Origin of the sequence: Streptomyces sp. SD31 (genome assembly GCF_052068475.1) — a bacterium.
In the GTDB taxonomy this organism is placed as follows: domain Bacteria; phylum Actinomycetota; class Actinomycetes; order Streptomycetales; family Streptomycetaceae; genus Streptomyces.
The window spans coordinates 62030-84070 of sequence record NZ_JBQHCX010000018.1 but is presented as its reverse complement, the minus strand read 5'-3'; the positions used below and the strand labels follow the sequence as shown (position 1 = coordinate 84070).

Genomic DNA, 22041 nt, shown 5'->3' with positions numbered 1-22041 from the left:
GGGAGTGGGACTGACATGGCCGACCGCTATCTGAGCTTCACCGGCACCGCGCCCGGCCGCTTCCTCACCCGCCGGCTCGGGTTGCCGCAGCCCGCACCGCTGAAACGCTGGTCACCGGAGCGGCCCGGGTTGCAGGGCGACCAGCTCCTGCTCACCGCCGGCAAGTCGGCCCTCGACCTGACGGATACGAGCCTCGGCCTGACCGGCACGGGCCTCGCGCTGACGGGTTCCACCGAGAAGCCCGCCGCAGTCGTCCTGGACGCCACAGGGGTGCGGGACGTCGAGACGCTCGCCGAGGTGCACGCGGCCCTGCACCCCGTGGTGCGATCGGTCACCGAGAGCGGCCGGGTCGTGGTGCTCGGCGCCTTCCTGGACCCCGCCGACCATCACCAGGCGGCCACCCAGCAGGCCCTGGAGGGTTTCACACGCTCCCTCGGCAAGGAGATCGGGCGGGGCCGGACGGTGAATCTCGTACGGCTGGCGGACGCGCGTGCCGCCGAGTCGACCCTGCGTTTCCTCCTCTCCCCCAAGTCGGCGTACGTCAGCGGCCAGGTGATCGAGGTGGGTGCCCACGACGAGAGCGCGGCGCCCGCCGACCCCGACCGCCCCCTCACCGGCCGCACCGCCCTCGTCACCGGCGGCGCGCGCGGCATCGGCGAGGCGGTCGCCGAGACGCTGGCCAGGGACGGCGCCCGGGTCGTCGTACTCGACGTCCCGCAGGCCGAACAGGACGCGCGGCGGGTGGCCGAACGGCTCGGCGGCTCCGCCCTCGCGCTCGACATCACCGCCCCCGACGCGGGCGAGCGCATCGCGGCCGCGCTGCCCGACGGGCTGGACGTCCTGGTCCACAACGCCGGCATCACGCGCGACCGCCGACTGGTCAACATGCCCGCCGAGCGCTGGAGTTCGGTGCTCGACGTCAATCTCGCGAGCGTGCTGCGCACGACGGACGCGCTGCTGGCGAGCGGGACGCTCAAGCGGGGCGGCCGGATCGTGGCGACCGCGTCGATCGCGGGGCTGGCGGGGAACGCCGGGCAGACCAACTACGGGGCGAGCAAGGCGGGGATCGTCGGTCTGGTCCGCTCCCTCGCGCCGCGCGCACTCGCCGAGCACGGGGTGACGGTCAACGCGGTGGCGCCCGGCTTCATCGAGACGAAGATGACCGCCGCGATTCCCCTGTTCATCCGCGAGGCGGGCCGGCGCATGAACTCACTCGCGCAAGGCGGGCTGCCGATCGATGTCGCCGAGACGACCGCCTGGCTGGCCGATCCGGCGTCGGGCGCGGTCAACGGGCAGGTCGTCCGGGTGTGCGGCCAGAGCCTGCTGGGGGCCTGATGCAGACCACACTGACCAGTTCCCCGGCGCTCGGCCCCCTCCTCGCGCGGGGCGCCCTCCTGTCCCCCTTCAAGCGGCCCCGCCCGGACGCCGACTACCCGCGCACCCGGCTCGAACTGCCCGGTGTGCGCATCGACCTGACGCGGCTCGCCGCGTACGAGCGGGTGTGCGGCTTCCCGACCGGCGACGACTCGCTGCCACTGACGTATCCCCATGTGCTGGGCTTCCCGCTCGCCATGCGGCTGATGAGCGGCAGAGACTTTCCGCTGCCGCTGCTGGGACTCGTCCACACGTCGATCGAGATCACCCGGTACACGGCACTGACGGCCACCGGAGAGTACGAACTCGCCGTGCACGTCGATGAGTTGGCGCCCCACCGGCGGGGCACGGAGGCGAGCGTGGTCACCTCGGTGCGGTCGGGCGAGCAGGTCGTGTGGGAGTCCCGGAGCACCTATCTGGCCCGGCATCGCACGGACGGCCGTCAGGCGGCATCGCCGGTGACGGACGTCCGGGAGGAGCACAAACCCCTGCCCGCCGTCGCCGGATGGCGGCTAGCCGCCGATGTCGGACGCCGCTACGGTGCGGCCTCCGGCGACCGGAACCCCATCCACCTCCACCCCCTCACCGCCCGCCTGTTCGGCTTCCCCCGGGCCATCGCGCACGGCATGTGGACGGTGGCCCGCTGCCTCGCCGCGCACGGCACACCGGAGGCGGTGCTGGTACGGGCGGAGTTCAAGGCGCCGGTGCTGCTGCCGGGGACGGTGACGTACGCGGCGGAGGGCGGGCGGTTCGAGCTGCGGGGCGGCGGTGGGGATCGCGTCCACCTGGCCGGCGAGGTCTACCCGCTCGCCTCGTGAGGGTCTATCCGCTCGCCTCGTGAGGGGCGTCCGGCGGCGTCCAGGGCCGGCCGTCCATGAGGTTGCCGAGGCCCGCCCACGCGAAGTTCATCAAGGTGGCCGCCGCCTGTCTCGCCGTCACGCCCGGCGTGGCGTTGGCCCAGGCCGCCAGCGACTCGGCGGCACCCACCAGGGCTTCGGCGAGACCGGCGACCTCGCTCTCGGGGAGGTCGGGGTCGCGATGGGCCTCCCGAGCCGCCGCGAGGATCAGCTGCGTGACGAACGCGACGATCTCCGCGCGCATCGCGGCGACCTCGGCGGCGAAGGGCTCGCCATGGGTGCGGGCCTGCAGGTGCAGGACGGACCAGCCGTCCGGGTTCTGCGCGGTGTGCGTGAAGAACGCGCCGAGCCCTTCCCAGAGTTGGCGGTCGGCGGGCGCGTCGCGCCGGACGCCCGCACGGACGGCCTCGGTGAGCGCGGCCGCCTCCCGCCGTATGCAGGCGGTGAAAAGGTCCTCCTTCGAGTTGAGGTACAGGTACACCAACGGCTTGGAGACGCCCGCGAGTTCGGCGATCTCGTCCATCGACGCGGCCATGTACCCCCGTTGGCCGAAGGTCCGCACAGCGGCGTCCAGCATCTGCTGTTCACGGACGGCCCGCGGCATCCGCTTGGTCTTCACGGCACCCATGCCGTCAGCCTACGGGCCGGAAGGGAGATCCCACCCGGCCCGCGGCCACGCTGTCCTACTCCTCGCCGCTTCCGTCGTCCTCGAAGCGCGCCAACTGATGGGCCCACTGCCGCGCGTCGACCGACGGCTGAGCCGTCAGCCGGGGCAGCAGCTGCGCGGTGAGGAGGGTGGTCAGGGCCGAGGTGTCGGCGCTCGTGCCGTCGGTCCGTACCACCACCGGCTGCGGGGCCTTGCCGGCGAGCTTCGCGCCCACCTCCAGGCGGCGACGGGCCAGTTCGTACTGCAGGACGGCGCGGTTGTCGCGGTAGGCGGTGGCGAGGGCGCGCTGGGCGCGGGCCTCGTTCTCGGCGGCGATCAGGCCGCTGCGGCCCCGCGTCTCGATCTCGAACCGCACGCGCTGGGCGTTGGTCTCCTGCTGTTCGAGCAGCTGGGCGACCTCTTCGCGGGCCCGGTTCAGCGCGGCCCTGACCTCGACGATCCGGGCGTCCCGCACCTTCTTGGCGCGCTCGATGTCCATGCCCAGCTGGTCGATCCGGCGCTTGCGGATCAGGCCCCACTCCTGCTCGTAAGCGGTGCGCTCCTTGGCGACCCGCTCCCGGGTGGCGAGGTGCTGCTGGTACTGCGTCGGCAGCTGGACGTCCGGGATGTTGGAGCCGGTGATGCGCACGCCGTAGCCGGACAGCTGACGGTTGAGCAGTTCCTGCATGTCGGCCACGTCCGAGCCGCGCAGGTCGTAGGCGCGCTCGGTGCGCATCTTGCGTGCCCGCTGCCGGATCGCGTCCTGTACGGCGCTGGAGAGCACCAGGTCGAAGTTGCCCGCGCCGATGGTGCGGACGAACAGCACGGCGTCGGTGATGCGGAACTTCAGGAAGAACTCGATGGAGCGGAGAGGGACGTTCTCCTGCGTCGGGCAGGCCATCACCGGCGCGGAGTACGGGATCTCTGTGGCCACGTCGACGACGAAGTCCACCCGCGACCACGGGTGCCACAGATAGTGGCGGCCGGCGTCCAGGGTGCGCACGACCGCGCCGTAGCGGGTCAGCACGCCGTTGGTGCCCTGCTCGATCTCGACGATCGAGGAGCGCCACCACCACAGCGCGCCGATCAGCAGCAGCACGACGCCGCCGACGTAGGAGAGGGTGGCGAGGGTGCCGTAGGCGAAGTCCCCGGCGGCCGACTCGGAGTCCGCCTCCCCCAGCGTCAGCATCACGCCCATGAGCAGGGCGTAGACGCCGAGCCACAGCGGCAGCATCCACCACAGGCGGCGCCGGTGACGGGGGATGATGACCGGGATCAGGGTGTCGGCCTCGCCGCCGCGCAGGAGCCGCGCGATGTCGCTCCAGGGGGCGACCTTCTCGGAGATGACCGACCGGCGGTTGGAACGGACGGTGCTCACTGGGCGGCCTCCTCGGAGACGTCGGAGCTGTCGGAGCTGTGGGCCGACTCGGGGTCGGGCTGGTCGGGCTGGTCGGGCGCCTGCGGCACCGTGGGCCGATCTGCGGCCAGCAGCGCGCCGATCTCCGCCTCGCGCGCGGCGATCCGCTCGGACACCTCGGCGAGACGCGCCCGTACGGCGGCCGTGTCCTCCTCGGTGAACAGTTCCGTGCCGCGCTCGCCGATCAGCTCGCGGGCCAGCTCCAGGAAGTCGATCCCCGCGTCCGCCGTGCCGCCGATGCGCACCAGCCGCGGCAGGTGGTCGGCGACCTGCTCCAGCGTGTCCAGCACCTGCTGCTGGTAGCGGTACTCCAGGATCTCCGGCGCCTCCGCCGCGGTCACCGCGCGGATGTCGAGGGCTTGCGCCTCCAGGAGGGCCGCGTTCGCCTTCGCCTCCGACTCGGCCTGGACGTAGCGCTGCCGGGCGAGCGCCTCGGCGCGGTTGGTCTCGCGCTCGACGGCGGTGTCCATCTGCGCCTGGTACTGGGCGATGTCGGCCTGGATCGCGGAGAGCGTCTCCAGGCTGGAGGCGAGTTCCCGGGTGAGGTCGCCCTCGTCCTGCTCCTTGCGGAGCTGGAGCGCGTACTCGTGCGTGTACGCCTCCTTGGCCACCCGCACCATCTCGGGCGCCGCCAGGTCCATGCGGTAGCGCTGATCGGAGGGCTCGGCGTGGGTGATGTTGGCGTTGGTCAGCTCGACGGCCGGGCGGAACTGCTGGTTGAGCTGCTCCAGCAGGCGGCCGGTGTCCTCACCGACCATGTCGTAGATACCGGCGGCCTCCTGCTCGTAGATGAGGCTGCGGATCGTCTCGCTCACCGCGTTGCTCAGCTTCTCCTCGAAGCCGCGCACCGCGCCCAGCGTGTAGACGAACTCGGTGGGGTCGCTGATCCGGAACTGGATGAACAGGTCGATCGACGCCTTCACGCCACCCTTCGTCGGCGCCTCGCGCACCGGCGCGTTGAACGGGTACTCGATGGTGGTGTTGACGATGTACGACACCCGCTTCCACGGGCTCAGCAGCACGACCCGGCCGGGTCCGACGATCTTCTCCAGCTTGCCGAACCGGGTGATCAGCGCCTGGCAGCCGTCCGGCACCATGACCATGCCCTGCCGCCACCACACGAAGGCGACGGCGAGCAGCGAGATGACCCAGTAGTGCACGCCGAACAGCGGGTTGGTCAGGACGTCGGATCCTGCCGCCCCCACGATTGCCGCACCCACCGCGCCCAGCACGAGCAGCGTCAGCACCGGCAGCATGGAGAAGATCGAGCGGCCCTTGGGGATCACCATCGGGCAGATGGCGTGCACCATCTCGGTGCCCTCGCGCACCTGCTCGCTACGGCCGAGCGCCTCCCCGGCCTCGTCCAGCGGCACGGTCTTCTGCCGCATGACGGTGGCGGTGGAGCCGCCCTGTTCCCGGGCGGCCGGGAAGTCGGCCGGGTCGATGCCCTGGCCTTGCGCGTCGTAGCCCCCGCCGCCGTCCGCCCGTGTCCCGCGTCCGCCGATCTGCCGCTGCAGTTCCTCCTGCGCGGCCGTCCGCGGATCGGTGCCGGATGCGACGGCCTCGGCCACGCGTCGTGCGCCCTGCTTGGCGCGCGCTCGTGCCACGGTTCCCCCTTGTGTTCCGTTGCCCGTTGGATGCGGGTCCTATTGCTGATACACCGGTCACCCCGATGTGGTTCCAGTCATCCCACATCATGATCCGGCCAAGGGTAAGGGGGCGACCCGTGCAGTTACCCATCGGTATCACTGCCGGGTCGGGGCGCGTTCGTACGGCGGGAACGGCGGGGCGGTCCTACGAGGCCTGGGAGGAAGCCTGCCCCTGAGCCCGAGCCGCTTCGTCGACCACGTCGTCCTCCTGGCTGCGGTTGGCCTCCAGGTTGGCCTTCACACGGTCGACCTTCTGGACGATCCGCACGGAGGCGCGGTCGCGCTCCTTGCGCAGGGCGACGAAGCTGATGGGCGCCGAGATCAGCAGGGCGAGGAGGATGATCCACATGCCGTTGGAGTCGCCGAGCCCGCGCGGGGCGAGGCCGGAGTAGACGAGACCCCAGACGACCACGAGGCAGCCCACGAAGATTCCGAGGCGCATCAGTGTGTAGCGGAGCATCTCAATCCACTCTTCCGATTCCAAAAAGGGCCAGTGTCCAGTGAAGCATGCGGGACCACCGATCTTGCAGGGGGGTCGGCAGGGCGGTCGGCAGTGGGTCAGGTGAGCGGCAGCAGCATGATCACGTCGTCGCGGTCGTCGCCCGGCCCGACGCGGATGGCGCCCGGCACCCGGCCGACCTCCTTGTAGCCGCAGGAGCCGTAGAAGCGTTCCAGGCCGAGGCCGCCGCGGCAGGTGAGCCGGAGCGCCTCGATGCCGTCGATGCCGCGGGCGGCCTGCTCGGCGGCCGCCAGCAGGTCGCGGCCGTAGCCCTTGCCCTGGTGCCGGGGGTGCACCATCACCGTGTACAGCCATGCCCAGTGCGTCATCAGCCGGTGCGTGTTGAAGGTGAGGAAGGCCGTGGCGGCCACCTCGCCCACGTCGTCGTGCCCGACCAGCAGCCGGGTGCGCCCCTCCGCCATCTGGACGAGGTACCGCATCATCTCCGGCCGGATCGCCTCCCGCGTCACAGGCGGCACGAAGCCGACGGCTCCGCCCGCGTCAGTGACGTCGGTCCACAGGTCGAGGATGCCGTCGCGCAGGTCGGGAGTGACGGCGGGATCGAGAGTGAAGGTAAGGGACACCGAGCCATCGTAACCATTACGACAGCGCCCGCGCCGCCACCTTCAGGTCCGAGACCAGCCCCTCGTACGCCGCCTTCCGGTCCGCGTCGTCCTGGGCCCGCAGCACCGACGACGGATGCACCGTCGCCACCAGCTTCTCCTGCCGGCCGTGGATCTCCCGCTCCAGCAGTGCCCCGCGCACCTCGCCGACCCGGAACGACGACCCGAGCAGCGCCTTGCCCGCGCTCGCGCCGAGGAGCACGATCAGCTCGGGCTCCACGACGGCCAGTTCGGCGGCCAGCCAAGGCCCGCACGCGGTCATCTCGCGCAGGGTCGGTGCCTTGTGGATACGGCGCTTGCGGGGTTCGGCCTGCGTGAACTTGAAGTGCTTGACGGCGTTGGTGACGTAAGCCTCGGCGGGGTCGATACCGGCCTCTTCCAACGCGCGGTCCAGGAGGCGGCCGGCGGGGCCGACGAACGGCTTGCCCTGGCGGTCCTCCTGGTCGCCGGGTTGTTCGCCGACGAGCATCACGCGCGCGTGTGCCGTCCCGGCGCCGAACACGGTCTGCGTGGCGTCCCGGTGCAGGGGGCAGCCACGGCAGTCGGCGGCCGCACGGCGAAGGGCGGGGAGACCGCCACGGTCAGGGACGAAAGGTTCAGCGGTGTAGGCGTCCTCGGGTGCCTTCGTGCTCACCATGGCGGACGAGTACCACGGCCCCGCCCCCTGGAATCACACCCGCATCGGCTGGGGGGACTCGCGACGCAGCGGGTCCGGGCCGTCGTACTCCCGAATGACCTCGTACCGCGTGTTCCGCTCCACCGGACGGAAGCCCGCGTCCCGGATCAGGTCCAGCAGGTCCTCGCGGGTCAGCTTGTTCGGGGTGCCGTAGTTGTCGGCGTCATGCGTGATCTTGTACTCGACGACCGAGCCGTCCATGTCGTCGGCGCCGTGCTGCAGGGCCAGCTGCGCGGTCTGGACGCCGTGCATGACCCAGAAGACCTTGACGTGCGGGACGTTGTCGAAGAGCAGCCGCGACACCGCGAACGTCTTCAGGGCCTCGGCGCCGGTCGCCATCTGGGTCCTGGCCTGGAGGCGGTTGCGTACCTTGCCGTCCTTCATGTCGACGAAGTCGTGCTGGTAGCGCAGCGGGATGAAGACCTGGAAGCCGTTCGTCTCGTCCTGCAGCTCGCGCAGGCGCAGGACGTGGTCGACGCGGTGGCGGGGCTCCTCGATGTGGCCGTACAGCATGGTGCACGGGGTCTTCAGACCCTTCTCGTGCGCCAGGCGGTGGATGCGGGACCAGTCCTCCCAGTGGGTCCGGTGGTCCACGATGTGCTGCCGGACCTCCCAGTCGAAGATCTCGGCGCCGCCGCCGGTGAGGGACTCCAGCCCGGCGTCGATCAGCTCGTCGAGGATCTCGGAGGCCGACAGACCGCTGATCGTCTCGAAGTGGTGGATCTCCGTGGCCGTGAAGGCCTTCAGCGAGACGTTCGGCAGGGCGGCCTTCAGCTCGCGCAGCGAACGCGGGTAGTAGCGCCACGGGAGGTTCGGGTGGAGCCCGTTGACGATGTGGAGCTCGGTGAGGTTCTCCGACTCCATCGCCTTGGCGAGCTTGACGGCCTCCTCGATGCGCATCGTGTACGCGTCCTTCTCCCCCGGCTTGCGCTGGAAGGAGCAGTACGCGCAGGAGGCCGTACAGACGTTGGTCATGTTGAGGTGACGGTTGACGTTGAAGTGGACGACGTCGCCGTTCTTGCGCGTGCGCACCTCGTGCGCGAGGCCGCCGAGCCATGCCAGGTCGTCCGACTCGTACAGCGCGATGCCGTCCTCACGGGACAGCCGCTCACCGGAGCGGACCTTCTCCTCCAGCTCGCGCTTGAGCCCGACGTCCATGCGTGCACCTCTCTCAGACAGACTTCGTCAACCGTACTCCCCCACCTTTCGGGCAGGTGGACCCCCATACGGCGCTACGCGCCCGCTTCCTCCGGCAGCTCACCCACCCGGTTCTCCCATTTGGTGGAGAGCACGATCGTCGTACGGGTCCGGGAGACGCCCACGGTGCCGCTGAGCCGGCGGATGATCTTCTCCAGGCCGTCCACGTCGGCCGCGCGCACCTTGAGCATGTAGGAGTCGTCGCCCGCGATGAACCAGCAGTCCTCGATCTCGCCCAGGTCCCGCAGGCGGTCCGCCACGTCCTCGTGGTCGGTGGCGTCGGAGAGCGAGATGCCGATCAGGGCGGTGACGCCGAGGCCGAGCGAGGCGGCGTCGACGGTGGCGCGGTAGCCGGTGATGACACCGGCCGCCTCCAGCCGGTTGATGCGGTCGGTGACGCTGGGTCCCGACAGGCCGACGAGGCGTCCCAGCTCCGCGTAGGAGGCCCGGCCGTTCTCCCTCAGGGCCTGGATGAGCTGCCTGTCCACCGCGTCCATGCGATTCGAAGCCTTCCGCTGAAGAGTTCCAGAAGTGATGAGAGGTACTGCCACGTGCGCGACTTGCTCTAAGTGCCGTTTCCCAGCTCGCCGTTCCACCGCCGGTACAGACCGTGCTCCACGCCCGCCGCGTCCAGCACGCGTCCGGCGACGAAGTCCACGAGGTCCTGGATGTGGGTCGCGCCCGCGTAGAAGCCCGGAGAGGCCGGTACGACACTCGCTCCGGCGTCGTCCAGCGCGACGAGATGCCGGAGGGTCTGGCCGTTCAACGGGGTTTCCCGCACGGCCACGACCAGCTTGCGGCGTTCCTTGAGAGTGACGCTCGCCGCCCGCTGGAGGAGATCCTTGGACAGCCCGAGGGCGACTCCCGCGACACAGGCCGTCGATGCGGGCACGATCAGCATGCCCTTGACGGGGTACGACCCGGACGACGGCCCGGCCGCGAGGTCCCCCGCGCTCCAGTGCCGTACGCCGGCGATGTCGACCTGGAAGGACCCGGGCTTGCCGTCGGCCCCGCGGGACAGCCATTCCCGCAGGTCGGCCTCCCAGTGGGCGTCTCGGAACGAGATCCCCGTCTCGTCGAGCAGCGTCAGCCGCGACGCCCGGCTGACGACCAGGTCGACGCTCTCCCCCGCGGCGAGGAGCGCGCGCAGCACCGCGGCGGCGTATGGGGTGCCGGAAGCGCCGGACACCCCTACGATCCAAGGCGTTCGCGCCGTCTCTCCTGGCTTGACTGGGTTCACGACACCGAGCCTATCCGGCCGTACGGGGTGGGAACCGACCAAGGGGGGCCAGGCGTTCCCCAGGGGGGACGAGTTGGGCGGTGGGGTTGCCATGGCGGGTACGTCGGGTGTGTCGGGTACATGGGGTGCGCGGCGCGAGTGGTCGCGGGGCGACCGTGCGAGGGCGGCGGCCAAGCTGATGCTGGGCTGGGTGGCGCTGCTGTGGCTGCTGGAAGTGGCCGACGTGATCAGCGGGCACGCCCTGGACGGCTTCGGCATCGTCCCGCGCACCCCGTCCGAGCTGGTGGACGTCGTCCCGGCCTCCTTCATCCACTTCGGCTTCGCCCACGTCGCCGCGAACAGCGTGCCGCTGCTGGTCCTCGGGTTCCTGGCCGCCCTCGGCGGCATACGCCGGTTCGCCGCCGTCTGCGCCCTGATCGTCGTCGCCGACGGTCTCGGCGTGTGGCTGATATCCCCGCCCGGCACCAACACCGCGGGCGCCTCCGGCCTGATCTTCGGCCTCTTCGGCTTCCTCGTGGTCACCGGCTTCGTCGAGCGCCGCCCGCTCGGCGTCCTGGTCGGCCTGCTGGTCGCCGCGGTCTGGGGCGGCTCCATACTGGCGGGCCTCGCCCCGACCCAGTCCGGCGTCAGCTGGCAGGGCCATCTAGTGGGGCTGGTGGCGGGGGTGGCGGCGGCGTTCGTGCTGCGCCGCCGGGCGGGCGGGGCGGCGCTCAGGGCCGGGGGCGCGCTTTAGGGTCGACGGGGAGGCCGGCGGTGGGGACGGTCAGCTTGCCGAGCGGGGAGTCGACGGTGACGTCGGGACCGTAAGGGATGGTGTCGCGGCCTCGGTAGCCGTCGGGGCCGGGGTTCCACATCGTGACGCAGTGGCCCTTCAGCGGGTCGAAGATCAAGTAGTTGGCGATGCCGCGCGCGGCGTACCAGCGGGGCTTGACCTCGTAGTCACGGCGGACACTCTCCGGCGACACCACTTCGGCCACGAACTCGATCAGATCGGCGGGGTAGGAGCTGCGGTTCTCGGCCTCCGCCTCAGCGGGGATGACGGCGATGTCCGGGCAGAACTCGGTGGCATCGTCGAAGGGGAACGCCACATCGCTCACCAGCTCCCACTCCGGCGGAAGTTGCCCCTCGATGTTCGCCGACACCCTCAGGATCGTCTTCCTTACACGGTCAGACCCCGAACCAAGAGGTCAAGCAGCGCGCACACGAACAGGGCAATCCCGATGAACCCATTGACGCTGAAGAACGCCCGGTTGACCCGAGACAGGTCATGCGGCCGCACGATCGAGTGCTCGTACACGAACGCGCCGGCCACGATCAGCAGGCCCAGCCAGAAGAACGCGCCCGCGTCCGTGGCGAGCGCGTACCAGACGAACAGGGCCGTCGTGATCGCATGGCAGACCCGCGCGCCCCAGATCGCCGCCGGGATGCCGAAGCGGGCCGGCACCGACATGACGCCGATCTCGCGGTCGGTGTCGACGTCCTGGCAGGCGTAGATCAGGTCGAAGCCGCCGATCCAGATGCCCACCGCCAGGCCGAGGATCACGGCGTCCCAGGACCAGGAGCCGGTGACGGCCAGCCAGCCGCCGACCGGGCCCATCGCCTGGGCGAGACCCAGGATGGCCTGGGGGAAGTTGGTGAACCGTTTGCCGTAGGGGTAGACCACCATCGGGATCACAGCGATGGGGGCCAGGGCCAGGCACAGAGGGTTCAGCAGGGCCGCCGAGCCCAGGAAGATCACCAGGGCGATGAGGGCGCCCGTCCAGGCGTGGCGGACCGACATCGCGCCGGTCACCAGCTCGCGATGGGCGGTGCGCGGGTTCCGTGCGTCGATCTCGCGGTCGATGATCCGGTTCACGGCCATCGCGAAGGTACGCAGGCCGACCATGCAGATGGTCACCAGGAGCAGCCGGCCCCAGTGGATGTTCTTGTCCAGCTGGAACATCGCGGTGAGCGCGGCGATGTACGCGAAGGGCAGCGCGAACACCGAGTGCTCGATCATGACGAGGCGGAGGAACGCCTTCGTGCGTCCTGGCTGCGGAATCGCGGCGGAGGCGCTGCTCACAGGCCGTACTCCTTCCAGCGGCGGTCGACCTTCGCCGCCGTATCCGGATCCGACTCCACCATGTCGGGCCAGCCGCCGTCGCGGGTGTAGCCCTCCTCGGGCCACTTCTTTGTCGCGTCGATGCCCGCCTTGCCGCCCCAGAACTGCTGGTAGGAGGCGTGGTCGAGGTGGTCGACGGGGCCTTCGACGACCGTGAGGTCACGGGCGTAGTCGGTGTTGCCGAGCGCCCGCCAGGCGACCTCGTGCAGGTCGTGGACGTCGCAGTCGGAGTCGACGACCACGATCAGCTTGGTCAGGGACATCATGTGGGCGCCCCAGATCGCGTGCATCGTCTTCTGCGCGTGCTTGGGGTACTTCTTGTCGATCGACACGATCGCGCAGTTGTGGAAACCGCCGGCTTCCGGCAGGTGGTAGTCCACGATGTCCGGGACGATGATCTTCAGCAGGGGGAGGAAGAAGCGTTCCGTCGCCCGCCCCAGGGGACCGTCCTCGGTCGGGGGCCGGCCCACGACGATCGACTGGAGCAGCGGCCGCCGCCGCATCGTCACGCAGTCGATCCTCAGCGCGGGGAAGGGCTCCTGCGGCGTGTAGAAACCGGTGTGGTCACCGAAGGGACCTTCCGGCAGCATCTCGCCGGGCTCCAGCCACCCCTCCAGCACGACCTCTGCCTGCGCCGGCACCTGCAACGGCACCGTCTTGCAGTCCACCATCTCGATCCGCTTGCCCGCGACGAACCCCGCGAACAGGTACTCGTCGATGTCACCGGGGAGCGGCGCGGTGGAGGCGTACGTCACGGCGGGCGGGCACCCGAAGGCGATGGCGACGGGCAGCCGCTCTCCCCTCCGCGCCGCCACCTGGTAGTGGTTCCGGCTGTCCTTGTGGATCTGCCAGTGCATGCCGATGGTGCGCTTGTCGTGGCGCTGGAGGCGGTACAGCCCCAGATTCCGTACGCCGGACTCCGGGTCCTTGGTGTGCGTGAGCCCCAGGTTGAAGAAGGAGCCGCCGTCCTTGGGCCAGGTGAACAGGGCCGGGAGACGGTCCAGATCCACCTCGTCACCGTGCAGCACGACCTCCTGCACCGGCGCGCTGTCCGACTTCACCTTCTTCGGCGGGACGTGCGCCATGGCGCCGAGCTTCCCGAAGGCCTCGCGTACCCCGACGAACCCGTGCGGCAGCTCGGGCTTGAGCAGTCCGCCGATCTTGTCGGAGATGTCGCCGTACGACTTCAGGCCCAGCGCCTTCAGCAGCCTCCGGTCGGTCCCGAAGACGTTCATCGCGAGGGGCATCGACGACCCCTTCACGTTCTCGAAGAGCAGCGCGGGACCGCCGGACTTCTGCACGCGGTCGACGATCTCCCCGACCTCCAGATACGGATCGACCTCAGCCTTGACGCGCTTGAGGTCGCCTTCGCGCTCCAGCGCCCTGAGCAGGGAACGAAGATCGTCGTAAGCCATGGGGTCAAGTATCCCCGAGCGGCTACCCTGACCCTGAACCCGGGGGCCTCGCCCCCGGTCCCGACGACCGTTTCGCTGGAGAGGACCCATGCTCCGGGTGCTGATGTTCCTCGTGCCACTGGCGCTGAGCGTGTACGCGTTCATCGATTGCATCAGCACGAAGGAGGACGACATCCGCCACATGCCCAAACCGCTGTGGGCGATCCTCGTCCTGCTGTTCCCGCTCGTCGGCTCGATCTCCTGGCTGATCGCGGGCAAGAAGCGCAGCCCGGCCGCCGAGGGCTGGTCCGGCGTACGGGACCAGCGTCGGCGGCAGCAGTGGGTGGCCCCGGACGACAATCCCGAGTTCCTGAAGTCCCTGGACGAGGACGACGACAAGCGGGACGGGAAGAAGGACGACGGGCCGAAGCGCGACGAGCCCTGACGGGGGTCGACGGTTCGTCGCGCTCGAAACTCCCGCCCCCTCAACCGGGAAGCGTGTGCGCCTGCTCGACGTGCTCGATCCTGACGTGCTTCATGTCGTCCGCGCCGAAGGCCTCCTCCAGGGCGGCCTCGGCCTTCGCGGGGTCGTCGACGCCCACGTACACGTAACCTGCCGAGTCGGCGCCGACCTCGCGCAGTTGGAAGGTGCCGTCCCAGCGGTGCATGTCGGCGCTGATCCGCGCGGACAGGGCGTTCAGGTCCCTCCGGTTGATGCCGGAGTCGTGCAGCCGCACGGTCACGCCCTTCTCGGCGGCACCGCAGATGTCGTCGTCGAGGGCCCGGGAGGGGATGCGGTACACGTTCGCGGCGTTGCTCTCCGCGTCGACCGAGAAGCCGGTGAAGACGTCGGAGTGACGCGTCTGGATCTTCTCCCGTACATGGTCGAGCACCCGGTCCAGCGGGGTGGAGTCCGGTCTCCCGGGGAGGCTGCCGACGGGCCGGGTACCGACACACGTGGCCGCCTTGCCGGTCGAGGTCTCGTTCCTGGGCTCGGCCTGGCGACCGGCCCCCGCGCTCTCGGTGCCCCCACAGCCCTGAAGCGCGCCGACCGCCATGGCGACGGCCACCGGTACGAGCACCACGTACCTTGATTCCTTCATGTCCCCCTCCGTCCGTTTCCGTCAGCACTGTGACGTCGGCGGGGGCGCGGGGGTTCGGTTCTCGCGGAGTCAACTCTCCACAACAGCCTCACAGTTGACTGTGGATACTCGCTTGCACCCCAGAGCGGCTTGAGTGGTTAATGACCATCAGGCAGTGAGATCTCAGGGGGACCGATGGAGAGAACCGAACCGCCCGGACACCACGACATACCGCCACCACCCGCGGTTCCGCCGCGGACGGCGACCGCGGTCGACCTGCGGGTCGGCAAGCGGCTGCTGTGGGTCGACGGGGCGGCATATCCGCTGGAGAACGTCACGCGGGTGTACACGTACACGCTCACGCCCAGGCGCAAGGAAGCCACGCTGCTCTTCGTGAAGCGCGTGGGGATCATCGTGTCGGTGGCGGTCGCCCTGACGATCCTCGGCGGCATCACGACCATCGCGAGCGAGGGCGCGGGCAGCACGATCCTCACGTTCGTCTGGCTGGGCGCGCTGGCCGCGCTGGTCTTCAGCATCGTGGAGCTGGTGGGGGTCCTCTCGGCGCCCTCGCAGTACGTGCTGGCCGTCGAGACCGCCGGCCCGTCCATCGCCATGGTCACGAGCGCCGACCCGCGCCAACTGGACCAACTCGTCGGCTCGATCGTGCAGGCGATCGAGAACCCCGAGGTGGAGTTCCAGGTCAGGGTCGACCGGCTCATGGTCAATCCCCGTAACTACTACTTCGGAGACAACGTCAACATGTACGGCGGCACGGGCAACGTGGGGGTGGCGCACGCGTGAGCGGCGACAACTACTACTTCGGCGACAGCGTGACCATGCACGGCGGCCGGAACAACGTCGGCATCGACAAGAGGCAGGCGGTGTCCGACGACGCGTCGCCGGCGTCCGCCGAGATGCTGTCGGCGGTCCAGGAGTTGCTGCGGCTCGTCGAGGAACTGCGCGCCCAGGTCCCGGCCACGAGCGTCCGGACCATCGACGACTCCCTGCCGGTCATCAGCGCCGACGCCGAGGCGGCACCGCAGGAGCGGCACCGCGCCCTGATGGCCATCGCCGGTATCGCCGCGACGGTGGGCGCCGTGGGCCAGCCGGTCCTGGAGGCGGTCAACAGGGTCCTCGGACTGCTCGGCGGCCAGTAGGGGCAGGCCCTCATCAGCAAGCCACTCTGGACAATTCGGCGCGAATTTTGGCACGGTGAGGCGCACCGACCCGTAATCGAACGCGCGGTCGATGCCTCTCGGGAGTACAGCCGTGTCCACGACCCCTGCCCCCGTCCCGGCCCCCGCCCTCGCGCCGGAGGCCGCCGCCTTCTACACCGCGCAGAGCCCGTTCTCCGACCCCGGGGACCTCGCACCCCGGTACGCCGGCCTGCCGTCCGAACCGAGCCGACTCGCCCGTGTCGTACGGGACTTGCTCATCCATCGCGAAGAAGGCGAGCTCTTCGGGCACACCATCGTGACCGACCGGCTCCACGACGACGCCGAGACCCGCTACGTCGACGACATCCTGCGGATCCTCGTCGCCCGCGACGACGCCCCGCTCGACCGGCGGCGCGAGGTCGGCGACCGGTTCGTCGGCGTCTGCCGGGACTTCGCGTTGCTGCACTGCTCCTTCCTCCGCCACATGGGCGTCCCGGCCCGCATCCGGTCCGGCTTCGCCGACTACTTCGGCAGGAACGGCTCCGACACCTTCCACTTCGACCACGTCGTCACCGAGTACTGGGACGACAAACGGGGGGCCTGGCTCCTCGCCGACGCCCAGCTCGCCGACCCGGCGATCACGGGCAACTGGCACGTGGACTTCGACCCGATGGACGTGCCGCGCGACCGTTTCCTGGTCGCGGGCAGGGCATGGCGGGCCATCCGCGAGGAGGGGGCGGACCACAGGACGTTCGGGCTCCATCCGCCGCAGGAGGGACCGTTCTGGGGGGAGCGGTTCATCGCGGGCAATGTGCGGCTCGACCTCGCGGCGCTCAACAAGGTGGAGACGCTGCTGTGGGACGTGTGGGGCGAGGAGGAGGGCGCCCTGGAGCAGCCCCTGCCGGACGCGACTCGTGGGCTGTACGACCGCGCCTCCCGCGTCGCCTGCGACGACGTGCCCTTCGAGGGGGCACGGCGGCTCTTCGCCGAGGACGACACCCTGCGCACGCCGGACACGGTGACGTGCTTCGCCCCCTTCAACGGGGAGAGCCGCGTGACGCTCCGCCGCTGAGGCACGTCGGGCACGGGGCGTGGGTGGGTTCCGCACGTTGCCCTCGCGTGTCGCCCACAGGAGAGTGAGAGACATGGAGCTCTTGGACCAGGCGACCGCCCGTACCTGGCTAGCCACCGCCGTCGCCGAGGCCCGCGTCGGGCTCGGCGAAGGCGGCATCCCGATCGGGGCCGCGCTGTACGGGGCCGACGGGACGCCGCTCGGGCGTGGGCACAACCGGCGTGTCCAGGACGGCGACCCGTCCATGCACGCGGAGACGGCCGCCTTCCGGGCGGCGGGCCGCCAGCGGTCGTACCGCGGAACGACCATGGTGACCACGCTCTCGCCGTGCTGGTACTGCTCCGGCCTGGTCCGGCAGTTCGGGATCTCCCGGGTGGTGATCGGGGAGGCGGTCACCTTTCATGGCGGGCACGACTGGCTGGCCGAGCACGGGGTCGAGATCGTGCTCCTCGACGATCCCGAGTGTGTCGGGATCATGCGCGACTTCATCAAGGACCATCCCGCACTGTGGAACGAGGACATCGGTGAGTGAGCCCCGCAGGACCGGCATGACCCGGGCACGTATGCCCCGCATCCCCACGATCGACCTGGAGCCCTGGCACGAAGGTGACCCCGAGACGCGCAGGACGATCGCCCGTACCGTCGACGAGGCCCTCCAGACCGCAGGTTTCCTGCTGGTCACCGGCCACGGCGTCGACCCGGCGCTGCGCGCGCGGATCCGGGCGGCCGCCCGTACCTTCTTCGTACTCCCCGTCGAGGTGAAGCAGCCGTACGAGGCGAAGGTCGGCGGGCGCGGCTGGCTCGGGCCGGGCGCGGAGGCCAACGGGCACGCGGAGGGCACCGAGACCCCGCCGGACCTCAAGGAGTCGCTGACCTTCGCGACCCACGAGCCCTTCGAGGACCCCGTCGTCAACGCCGAGTGGTACGCGCCCAACGTGTGGCCGGCGGAGGTGCCCGAACTCCGGTCGCTGTGCGAGGAGTACCTGGAGCGCATGGGCGAGCTGGAGAGGCAGCTCCTCTCCCTGCTCGGTGAGGCCCTCGGCCTCGAACCCGACTTCTTCTCACGGCACATGGACCATCCGACGTACGGCTTCAACATCAACTGGTATCCGGGGACGGAGGTCATCGGGGAACCGGCGCCGGGCCAGTTCCGGATCGGGCCGCACACCGACTTCGGGACGGTGACGATCCTCGACCGGCAGGCCGGGAAGGGCGGGCTGCAGGTCTATACGGACGAGGGCGGATGGGAGGACGCGCCGTACGACCCGGAGGCGTTCACCATCAACATCGGTGACCTGATGGCCCGTTGGACCGGTGACCGGTGGCGGTCGGGGCGGCACCGGGTGCTGCCGCCGCCCGCGGACGCGCCGAGCGAGGAGCTGATGTCCCTCGTCTACTTCGGGGAGTGCACGCCGGGCACCCTCGTGGAGTCCGTACCGGCTCCGGTGGGGCGGGTGGCGTACGAGCCGGTCGACTCGCATGTGTATCTGCGGGAGAAGCTGGACTCGATCACCGTCGGCTGACCACTGCGAACCGTTTCTGAGTAAGGGTTGCCTCGTTGGGCGGGATACCACCCGTTTGGGTGTGTCCCCCGCCGCGAATGGAGCCGCCCGTGCGAATGACTGACATCCAGCGCTGCGAGGTCCGGCCCGGACGGCTCGTCGAATGGACGCTCAGTCCGGCGACGGTGGCGACGGCGAGGGGCCTGCCGGAGGACTCCCGGCCGCCGGCGTACGTCCAGGAGTCGCACCTCAAAACGGTCCACTCCGTGCGTGCGGACGGCCTGTTCCTGCCGACCTGGCTCGGTACGGCGTTCGACGTCCCGGGGCAGGTCGATCTCGACGCGCTGCAGGAGGCGCTGCACCGCTGGACGCTCCGGCACGAGACGCTGCGCAGCGGCTTCCGCTGGACCGACGGCGAGATGCACCGGTTCACGGTCGACGCCGAGACCGTGTCGCTCCGGCGCGAAGTGATCGGCGACTTTCCCGACGCGGCGGAACTGGTCCAGCACCTCCAGGATCGCTTCGACGCGGCGGCGTACGCGCTTCGCTGGCCGAACTTCATCTACGCGGCGGTCGTCCGGGACGACTGCACCAGCGTGTACATGGCTTTCGATCACAGCAATGTCGACGGCTACTCGATCATGCGCATCCCCGCCGAGATCCACGACCTCTACGCGGCAGCCGTCGAGGGCCGCCCGGCGGAGGAGTCGCCGGTCGCCAGTTACGTCGACTTCTGCGAGATCGAGCGGGTGGCGGCGGATCGGATCGCCGACGACCATGCGATCGTGGCTCGTTGGCGGGAGTTCATCAGCCGCTGCGACGGACAGTTGCCGAACTTCCCCGTCGAGCTGGGCATCGACCCCACCGGCCTGCACCCGCAGAAGCTCATGCGCGAGATGATCGTGGACGCCGACGCCGCCGCGGCGTTCGAGGCGTACTGCCGTCCCTACGGCGGAAGCCTGGTCGGCGTTCTGGCCGCCACCAGCCTCGTCGTGCACGACCTCGGCGGCGAACCCGTCTACCGCACGGTCGTGCCGTTCCACACCCGGGACAAGGCCGAGTGGTCGGGCTCCGTGGGCTGGTTCGTCGGGGCCGCGCCGATCGAGATTCCCGTGGCGGCCGCACCCGACCTCGACAGCGCCCTGAAAGCGGTGCGCGCCGAGTTGCGGACCAACCGGCCGCTGGCCCGCATCCCGCTCGCCCGGGTCCTGGACCTGCTCGGCTCGGACTTCCGCCCGACGTCGCCCGACCTGTACTCGGTCGTCTCGTTCCTCGATGCCCGGGGCGTCGCCGGCTCCGCGCGGTGGACCGATCTGAAGGCGTACGGGCTGGGCAGGGTGACGTACGGCGACAAGGTGTACGTGTGGTTCAACCGGCTCCACGAGGGCCTGTGGTTCACGTGCCGCTACCCGGACACCGACATCGCGTACAAGAACATGCGGCTGTATGTGGAGCGGCTGCGGGACATCATCATGTCGACGGTTTCGTAACCGCCCCGACCATCGCCCGGCGTGACGGTCACGGGCCCGATTCGAGTACGTCGATCAGCCTCTCGAACCGGGCCCGCCAACGCTGCTCCGACTCCGTCTCACCCTGGAACTCATGGGTGAAGCGCAGGGCGGCGCCCGCGTCGCCGTCCCGTTCCAGGTGGAAGCGGATCCGGCCGCCGCCCTCGACCGTGTACTCGGCGACCCGGTCCACGTCCCAGGCGGTGACCCGCCCGCTGCCCAGCTCACGCAGGGTGACCGCGCCGCCGAGGTGGGGTTCCAGGACGTCTGCGGAGGTGAACCAGGCCGCGAGCCCCTCCGGGGTGCTGAACGCCGGCCAGGCTGTCTCCATGGGCCCGGGCAGCCGCACCAGGAAGTGCAGGATGTGCGTGTTCCCGTGCGTCTGGCTGGTGCCCTGTTCGATGGAACCGGTCATGACACCAGCCTGACTCCGCCGGGCACGATGCGCGACCCTTACGGCCGCTGACCTGCCTTGTCGACGACTGTGCGGTCCAGGACGGCGGTGCGGGCGGTGACGTCGCCCTTCTTGAAGCCCCCCTTCATGTCCTCGACGGCCACGGCCCGCTCGCCGAGGAATTCCTTCGTCTTCTTGTCGAAGATCAGCTCCTGGCGCTCCCCGTCGTCCACCCGCGCCACCGCCACACCGTGCCGGCCTGCCGCGTCCACGGCGTCGTCGATCACGAAGACGCCGGAGATCCTGGCGGCGGCCCGGTAGAGGGCGGCGGCCTGCGCGGGCGGCATCAGGGACTCGCGGGCGAGGTCGCCGACCAGGACGAAGTTGGCCTCGTCCTTGCTGCTGCCCTGGCTGACGCTGTTCAGCCAGTCGTACATCTTGTCGGGGTCGGTCGGCAGGGTCTGGAGGTTGCGGTAGTTCGTGCTGGACGGATCGTCGGGGCTGTCCGCGTCCAGCGGTTGGTCGGCGAACCCGGCGTCGGCGTCGCGCAGCAGGCCCTTCCGGGTGCCGTCCACCGACTTCCACACCTCGCGCTGGTGGATCGGTTCGAGCCTCGGGGGCTTGCCCTCCTCATACACGCTCCAGCCGACCTTGCTCTTGATGTACACGAACTGGTCGTCGCGGATGTCCTTCGGAACGTCACTGTGCGCGGCCGCGAGCGCGATGTCCTCCAGCAGGGCCGCGGCCTCCGCGGAGGCGGACGGCGGCGCGGGGTCGCCGGACGGCACGGTGAGCGTGACGGCGACGGCGGTGACGGCCGCGACGGCGCCCGCGACCAGGGCGGTGCGCAGGAAGCGCCTGCGCACGGGGGCTTCGGACGGTTCCTGCCGGATCTCGGTCATCAGATGCTCCTTGAGGAGTCGGTGACGGCCCGGCGGAAGCTCTCTGTCCGGAAGCTCCGGAAGCTGGTTCATCGGTTTCCCTCCCTCAGGGGCCCGACCGCGGTGGTGCGGTCTCCTCTCATCTGTCCGCGCCGTTGGGGGAGTTCCATATGCTTCACGAGTTTTGTCCGCGCCCGCGACAGCCGCGACCGTACGGTCCCCACCGGCACCCCCAGCGCCTGCGCCGCCGCCCCGTAGTCCAGCCCGGACCACACGCACAGCGCCAGCACCTCACGCTCGGCCCGCCGCAGCCTGCCCAGGGCGGTGCGTACGACGGCCAGTTGCGCCGAGTCGTCGAGGCGCTCGGCGACCTCGTCGGCGAAGTCGCGCACCGTCTCCTCGCGTGGCAGCCGGGCCAGGGCGGCGGCATGTCTTCGGGCCGCACGGCGGGTGTTGCGCGTGACGTTGGTGGCGATGCCGAGGAGCCAGGGGCGCGGTGAGCCGCCCTCCTCGTCGAGCCTCTCGCGCAGCCGCCAGGCCTCCAGGAAGGTCAGCGAGACGACGTCCTCGGCCGTCGACCACTCGCCCGTGAGCCGGAAGGCATGGTTGTAGACGGAGCGTGCGTACGCGTCGAAGAGCTCACCGAAAGCATTGTGGTCCCCCGCGCGGATGCGTTTCCGCAGATTCGTATCCACGTCTCTCTGTCTGTCCGTACGGCGAAGGCCGGTTCCCGTGACTCAGGTCACAGGAACCGGCCCTGGTTGGTACGAGG

At 70.2% G+C, this 22041-nt stretch carries 25 protein-coding genes and 1 pseudogene; 10 read left to right on the top strand and 16 right to left on the bottom strand.

Translation table 11 applies throughout. From position 1 onward, the window contains the following. Window positions 1–15 precede the first annotated feature (15 nt). On the top strand, window positions 16–1335 hold the full coding sequence (locus ACTMVF_RS32960; RefSeq protein WP_441274747.1) for a 3-oxoacyl-ACP reductase: 1320 nt from the start codon (window positions 16–18) through the stop codon (window positions 1333–1335). Beyond that, entirely contained in the window at window positions 1335–2192 is an 858-nt protein-coding gene (locus ACTMVF_RS32955; protein WP_441274746.1) for a MaoC family dehydratase, read from the top strand. Before ACTMVF_RS32960 ends, ACTMVF_RS32955 begins: the two co-directional genes overlap by 1 nt. A gap of 4 nt (window positions 2193–2196) precedes the next feature. On the opposite strand, the gene ACTMVF_RS32950 is transcribed toward ACTMVF_RS32955, so the two are convergent. The 9 genes from ACTMVF_RS32950 to ACTMVF_RS32910 form a co-directional block, all read right to left on the bottom strand. Next, window positions 2197–2859 carry a TetR/AcrR family transcriptional regulator gene (locus tag ACTMVF_RS32950; protein WP_441274745.1) on the bottom strand — a complete coding sequence of 221 codons (663 nt, stop codon included), beginning with the start codon at window positions 2857–2859 and terminating at the stop codon, window positions 2197–2199. A gap of 55 nt (window positions 2860–2914) precedes the next feature. Beyond that, on the bottom strand, window positions 2915–4255 hold the full coding sequence (locus tag ACTMVF_RS32945; RefSeq protein WP_441274744.1) for an SPFH domain-containing protein: 1341 nt from the start codon (window positions 4253–4255) through the stop codon (window positions 2915–2917). Further along, on the bottom strand, window positions 4252–5901 hold the full coding sequence (locus ACTMVF_RS32940; protein WP_441274743.1) for an SPFH domain-containing protein: 1650 nt from the start codon (window positions 5899–5901) through the stop codon (window positions 4252–4254). The genes ACTMVF_RS32945 and ACTMVF_RS32940 overlap by 4 nt, the downstream gene beginning before the upstream one ends. 187 nt (window positions 5902–6088) lie before the next feature. Next, a complete protein-coding gene (locus ACTMVF_RS32935) occupies window positions 6089–6403 on the bottom strand; it encodes a DUF4229 domain-containing protein (protein WP_441274742.1) in 315 nt (104 codons plus the stop codon). A gap of 98 nt (window positions 6404–6501) precedes the next feature. Next, window positions 6502–7026: an N-acetyltransferase family protein gene (locus tag ACTMVF_RS32930; RefSeq protein WP_441274741.1), complete on the bottom strand. Its 525-nt coding sequence runs from the start codon at window positions 7024–7026 to the stop codon at window positions 6502–6504. Between the two features lie 16 nt (window positions 7027–7042). Next, window positions 7043–7702 (bottom strand): UdgX family uracil-DNA binding protein, encoded by a 660-nt coding sequence (locus ACTMVF_RS32925; RefSeq protein WP_441274740.1) that lies wholly within the window; start codon window positions 7700–7702, stop codon window positions 7043–7045. A 33-nt stretch (window positions 7703–7735) separates the two neighbouring features. Then, a complete protein-coding gene (gene mqnE / locus ACTMVF_RS32920) occupies window positions 7736–8899 on the bottom strand; it encodes an aminofutalosine synthase MqnE (protein ID WP_441274739.1) in 1164 nt (387 codons plus the stop codon). A 74-nt stretch (window positions 8900–8973) separates the two neighbouring features. Continuing rightward, window positions 8974–9435, bottom strand: a complete 462-nt coding sequence (locus tag ACTMVF_RS32915) for an Lrp/AsnC family transcriptional regulator (RefSeq protein ID WP_441274738.1) — start codon at window positions 9433–9435, stop codon at window positions 8974–8976. A gap of 68 nt (window positions 9436–9503) precedes the next feature. Next, on the bottom strand, window positions 9504–10178 hold the full coding sequence (locus tag ACTMVF_RS32910) for a UbiX family flavin prenyltransferase (RefSeq protein ID WP_441274737.1): 675 nt from the start codon (window positions 10176–10178) through the stop codon (window positions 9504–9506). 91 nt (window positions 10179–10269) lie between these two features. Between ACTMVF_RS32910 and ACTMVF_RS32905 the strand changes: the two genes are divergently transcribed. Beyond that, window positions 10270–10911 carry a rhomboid family intramembrane serine protease gene (locus tag ACTMVF_RS32905; protein WP_441274736.1) on the top strand — a complete coding sequence of 214 codons (642 nt, stop codon included), beginning with the start codon at window positions 10270–10272 and terminating at the stop codon, window positions 10909–10911. On the opposite strand, the pseudogene ACTMVF_RS32900 reads toward ACTMVF_RS32905, so the two are convergent. The 3 genes and pseudogenes from ACTMVF_RS32900 to ACTMVF_RS32890 all read right to left on the bottom strand — a co-directional run. Continuing rightward, window positions 10889–11335, bottom strand: a pseudogene (locus tag ACTMVF_RS32900) (Uma2 family endonuclease); the annotation flags it as partial. The gene ACTMVF_RS32905 and the pseudogene ACTMVF_RS32900 overlap by 23 nt on opposite strands. A gap of 2 nt (window positions 11336–11337) precedes the next feature. Beyond that, window positions 11338–12240, bottom strand: a complete 903-nt coding sequence (mqnP, locus tag ACTMVF_RS32895; RefSeq protein ID WP_441274735.1) for a menaquinone biosynthesis prenyltransferase MqnP — start codon at window positions 12238–12240, stop codon at window positions 11338–11340. Then, window positions 12237–13694, bottom strand: coding sequence for a menaquinone biosynthesis decarboxylase (locus ACTMVF_RS32890; protein ID WP_441274734.1), 1458 nt, complete (start codon window positions 13692–13694; stop codon window positions 12237–12239). Before ACTMVF_RS32890 ends, mqnP begins: the two co-directional genes overlap by 4 nt. 88 nt (window positions 13695–13782) lie before the next feature. On the opposite strand from ACTMVF_RS32890, the gene ACTMVF_RS32885 reads away from it, so the two are divergent. After that, a complete protein-coding gene (locus tag ACTMVF_RS32885; RefSeq protein ID WP_403338997.1) occupies window positions 13783–14118 on the top strand; it encodes a PLD nuclease N-terminal domain-containing protein in 336 nt (111 codons plus the stop codon). 40 nt (window positions 14119–14158) lie between these two features. Here ACTMVF_RS32885 and ACTMVF_RS32880 read toward each other — a convergent pair whose 3' ends face one another. Then, entirely contained in the window at window positions 14159–14776 is a 618-nt protein-coding gene (locus ACTMVF_RS32880) for a hypothetical protein (RefSeq protein WP_441274733.1), read from the bottom strand. Between the two features lie 174 nt (window positions 14777–14950). Here ACTMVF_RS32880 and ACTMVF_RS32875 point away from each other — a divergent pair, with 174 nt between their 5' ends. From ACTMVF_RS32875 to ACTMVF_RS32850, 6 genes are all read left to right on the top strand, one after another. Continuing rightward, a complete protein-coding gene (locus ACTMVF_RS32875; protein ID WP_441274732.1) occupies window positions 14951–15556 on the top strand; it encodes a DUF6232 family protein in 606 nt (201 codons plus the stop codon). Then, window positions 15553–15912: a hypothetical protein gene (locus ACTMVF_RS32870; RefSeq protein WP_441274731.1), complete on the top strand. Its 360-nt coding sequence runs from the start codon at window positions 15553–15555 to the stop codon at window positions 15910–15912. The genes ACTMVF_RS32875 and ACTMVF_RS32870 overlap by 4 nt, the downstream gene beginning before the upstream one ends. A gap of 112 nt (window positions 15913–16024) precedes the next feature. Then, the gene (locus ACTMVF_RS32865; protein WP_441274730.1) at window positions 16025–16984 is read left to right on the top strand and encodes a transglutaminase domain-containing protein; all 960 of its coding nucleotides are present in this window, start codon (window positions 16025–16027) and stop codon (window positions 16982–16984) included. A 73-nt stretch (window positions 16985–17057) separates the two neighbouring features. Further along, window positions 17058–17516: a nucleoside deaminase gene (locus tag ACTMVF_RS32860; RefSeq protein WP_441274729.1), complete on the top strand. Its 459-nt coding sequence runs from the start codon at window positions 17058–17060 to the stop codon at window positions 17514–17516. Window positions 17517–17532: 16 nt separating this feature from the next. After that, on the top strand, window positions 17533–18507 hold the full coding sequence (locus ACTMVF_RS32855; protein ID WP_441274728.1) for an isopenicillin N synthase family dioxygenase: 975 nt from the start codon (window positions 17533–17535) through the stop codon (window positions 18505–18507). 89 nt (window positions 18508–18596) lie between these two features. Next, entirely contained in the window at window positions 18597–19976 is a 1380-nt protein-coding gene (locus ACTMVF_RS32850; RefSeq protein ID WP_441274727.1) for a condensation domain-containing protein, read from the top strand. 28 nt (window positions 19977–20004) lie between these two features. On the opposite strand, the gene ACTMVF_RS32845 is transcribed toward ACTMVF_RS32850, so the two are convergent. Genes ACTMVF_RS32845 through ACTMVF_RS32835 form a run of 3 tightly spaced genes read right to left on the bottom strand, consistent with a single transcriptional unit; the run spans window position 20005 to window position 21964 of the window. Next, window positions 20005–20409, bottom strand: a complete 405-nt coding sequence (locus ACTMVF_RS32845) for an SRPBCC domain-containing protein (protein ID WP_441274726.1) — start codon at window positions 20407–20409, stop codon at window positions 20005–20007. Between the two features lie 38 nt (window positions 20410–20447). Then, on the bottom strand, window positions 20448–21362 hold the full coding sequence (locus tag ACTMVF_RS32840; protein ID WP_441274725.1) for a CU044_5270 family protein: 915 nt from the start codon (window positions 21360–21362) through the stop codon (window positions 20448–20450). Beyond that, the gene (locus ACTMVF_RS32835; protein WP_441274724.1) at window positions 21359–21964 is read right to left on the bottom strand and encodes an RNA polymerase sigma factor; all 606 of its coding nucleotides are present in this window, start codon (window positions 21962–21964) and stop codon (window positions 21359–21361) included. Before ACTMVF_RS32835 ends, ACTMVF_RS32840 begins: the two co-directional genes overlap by 4 nt. Between the last annotated feature and the right edge of the window lie 77 nt (window positions 21965–22041).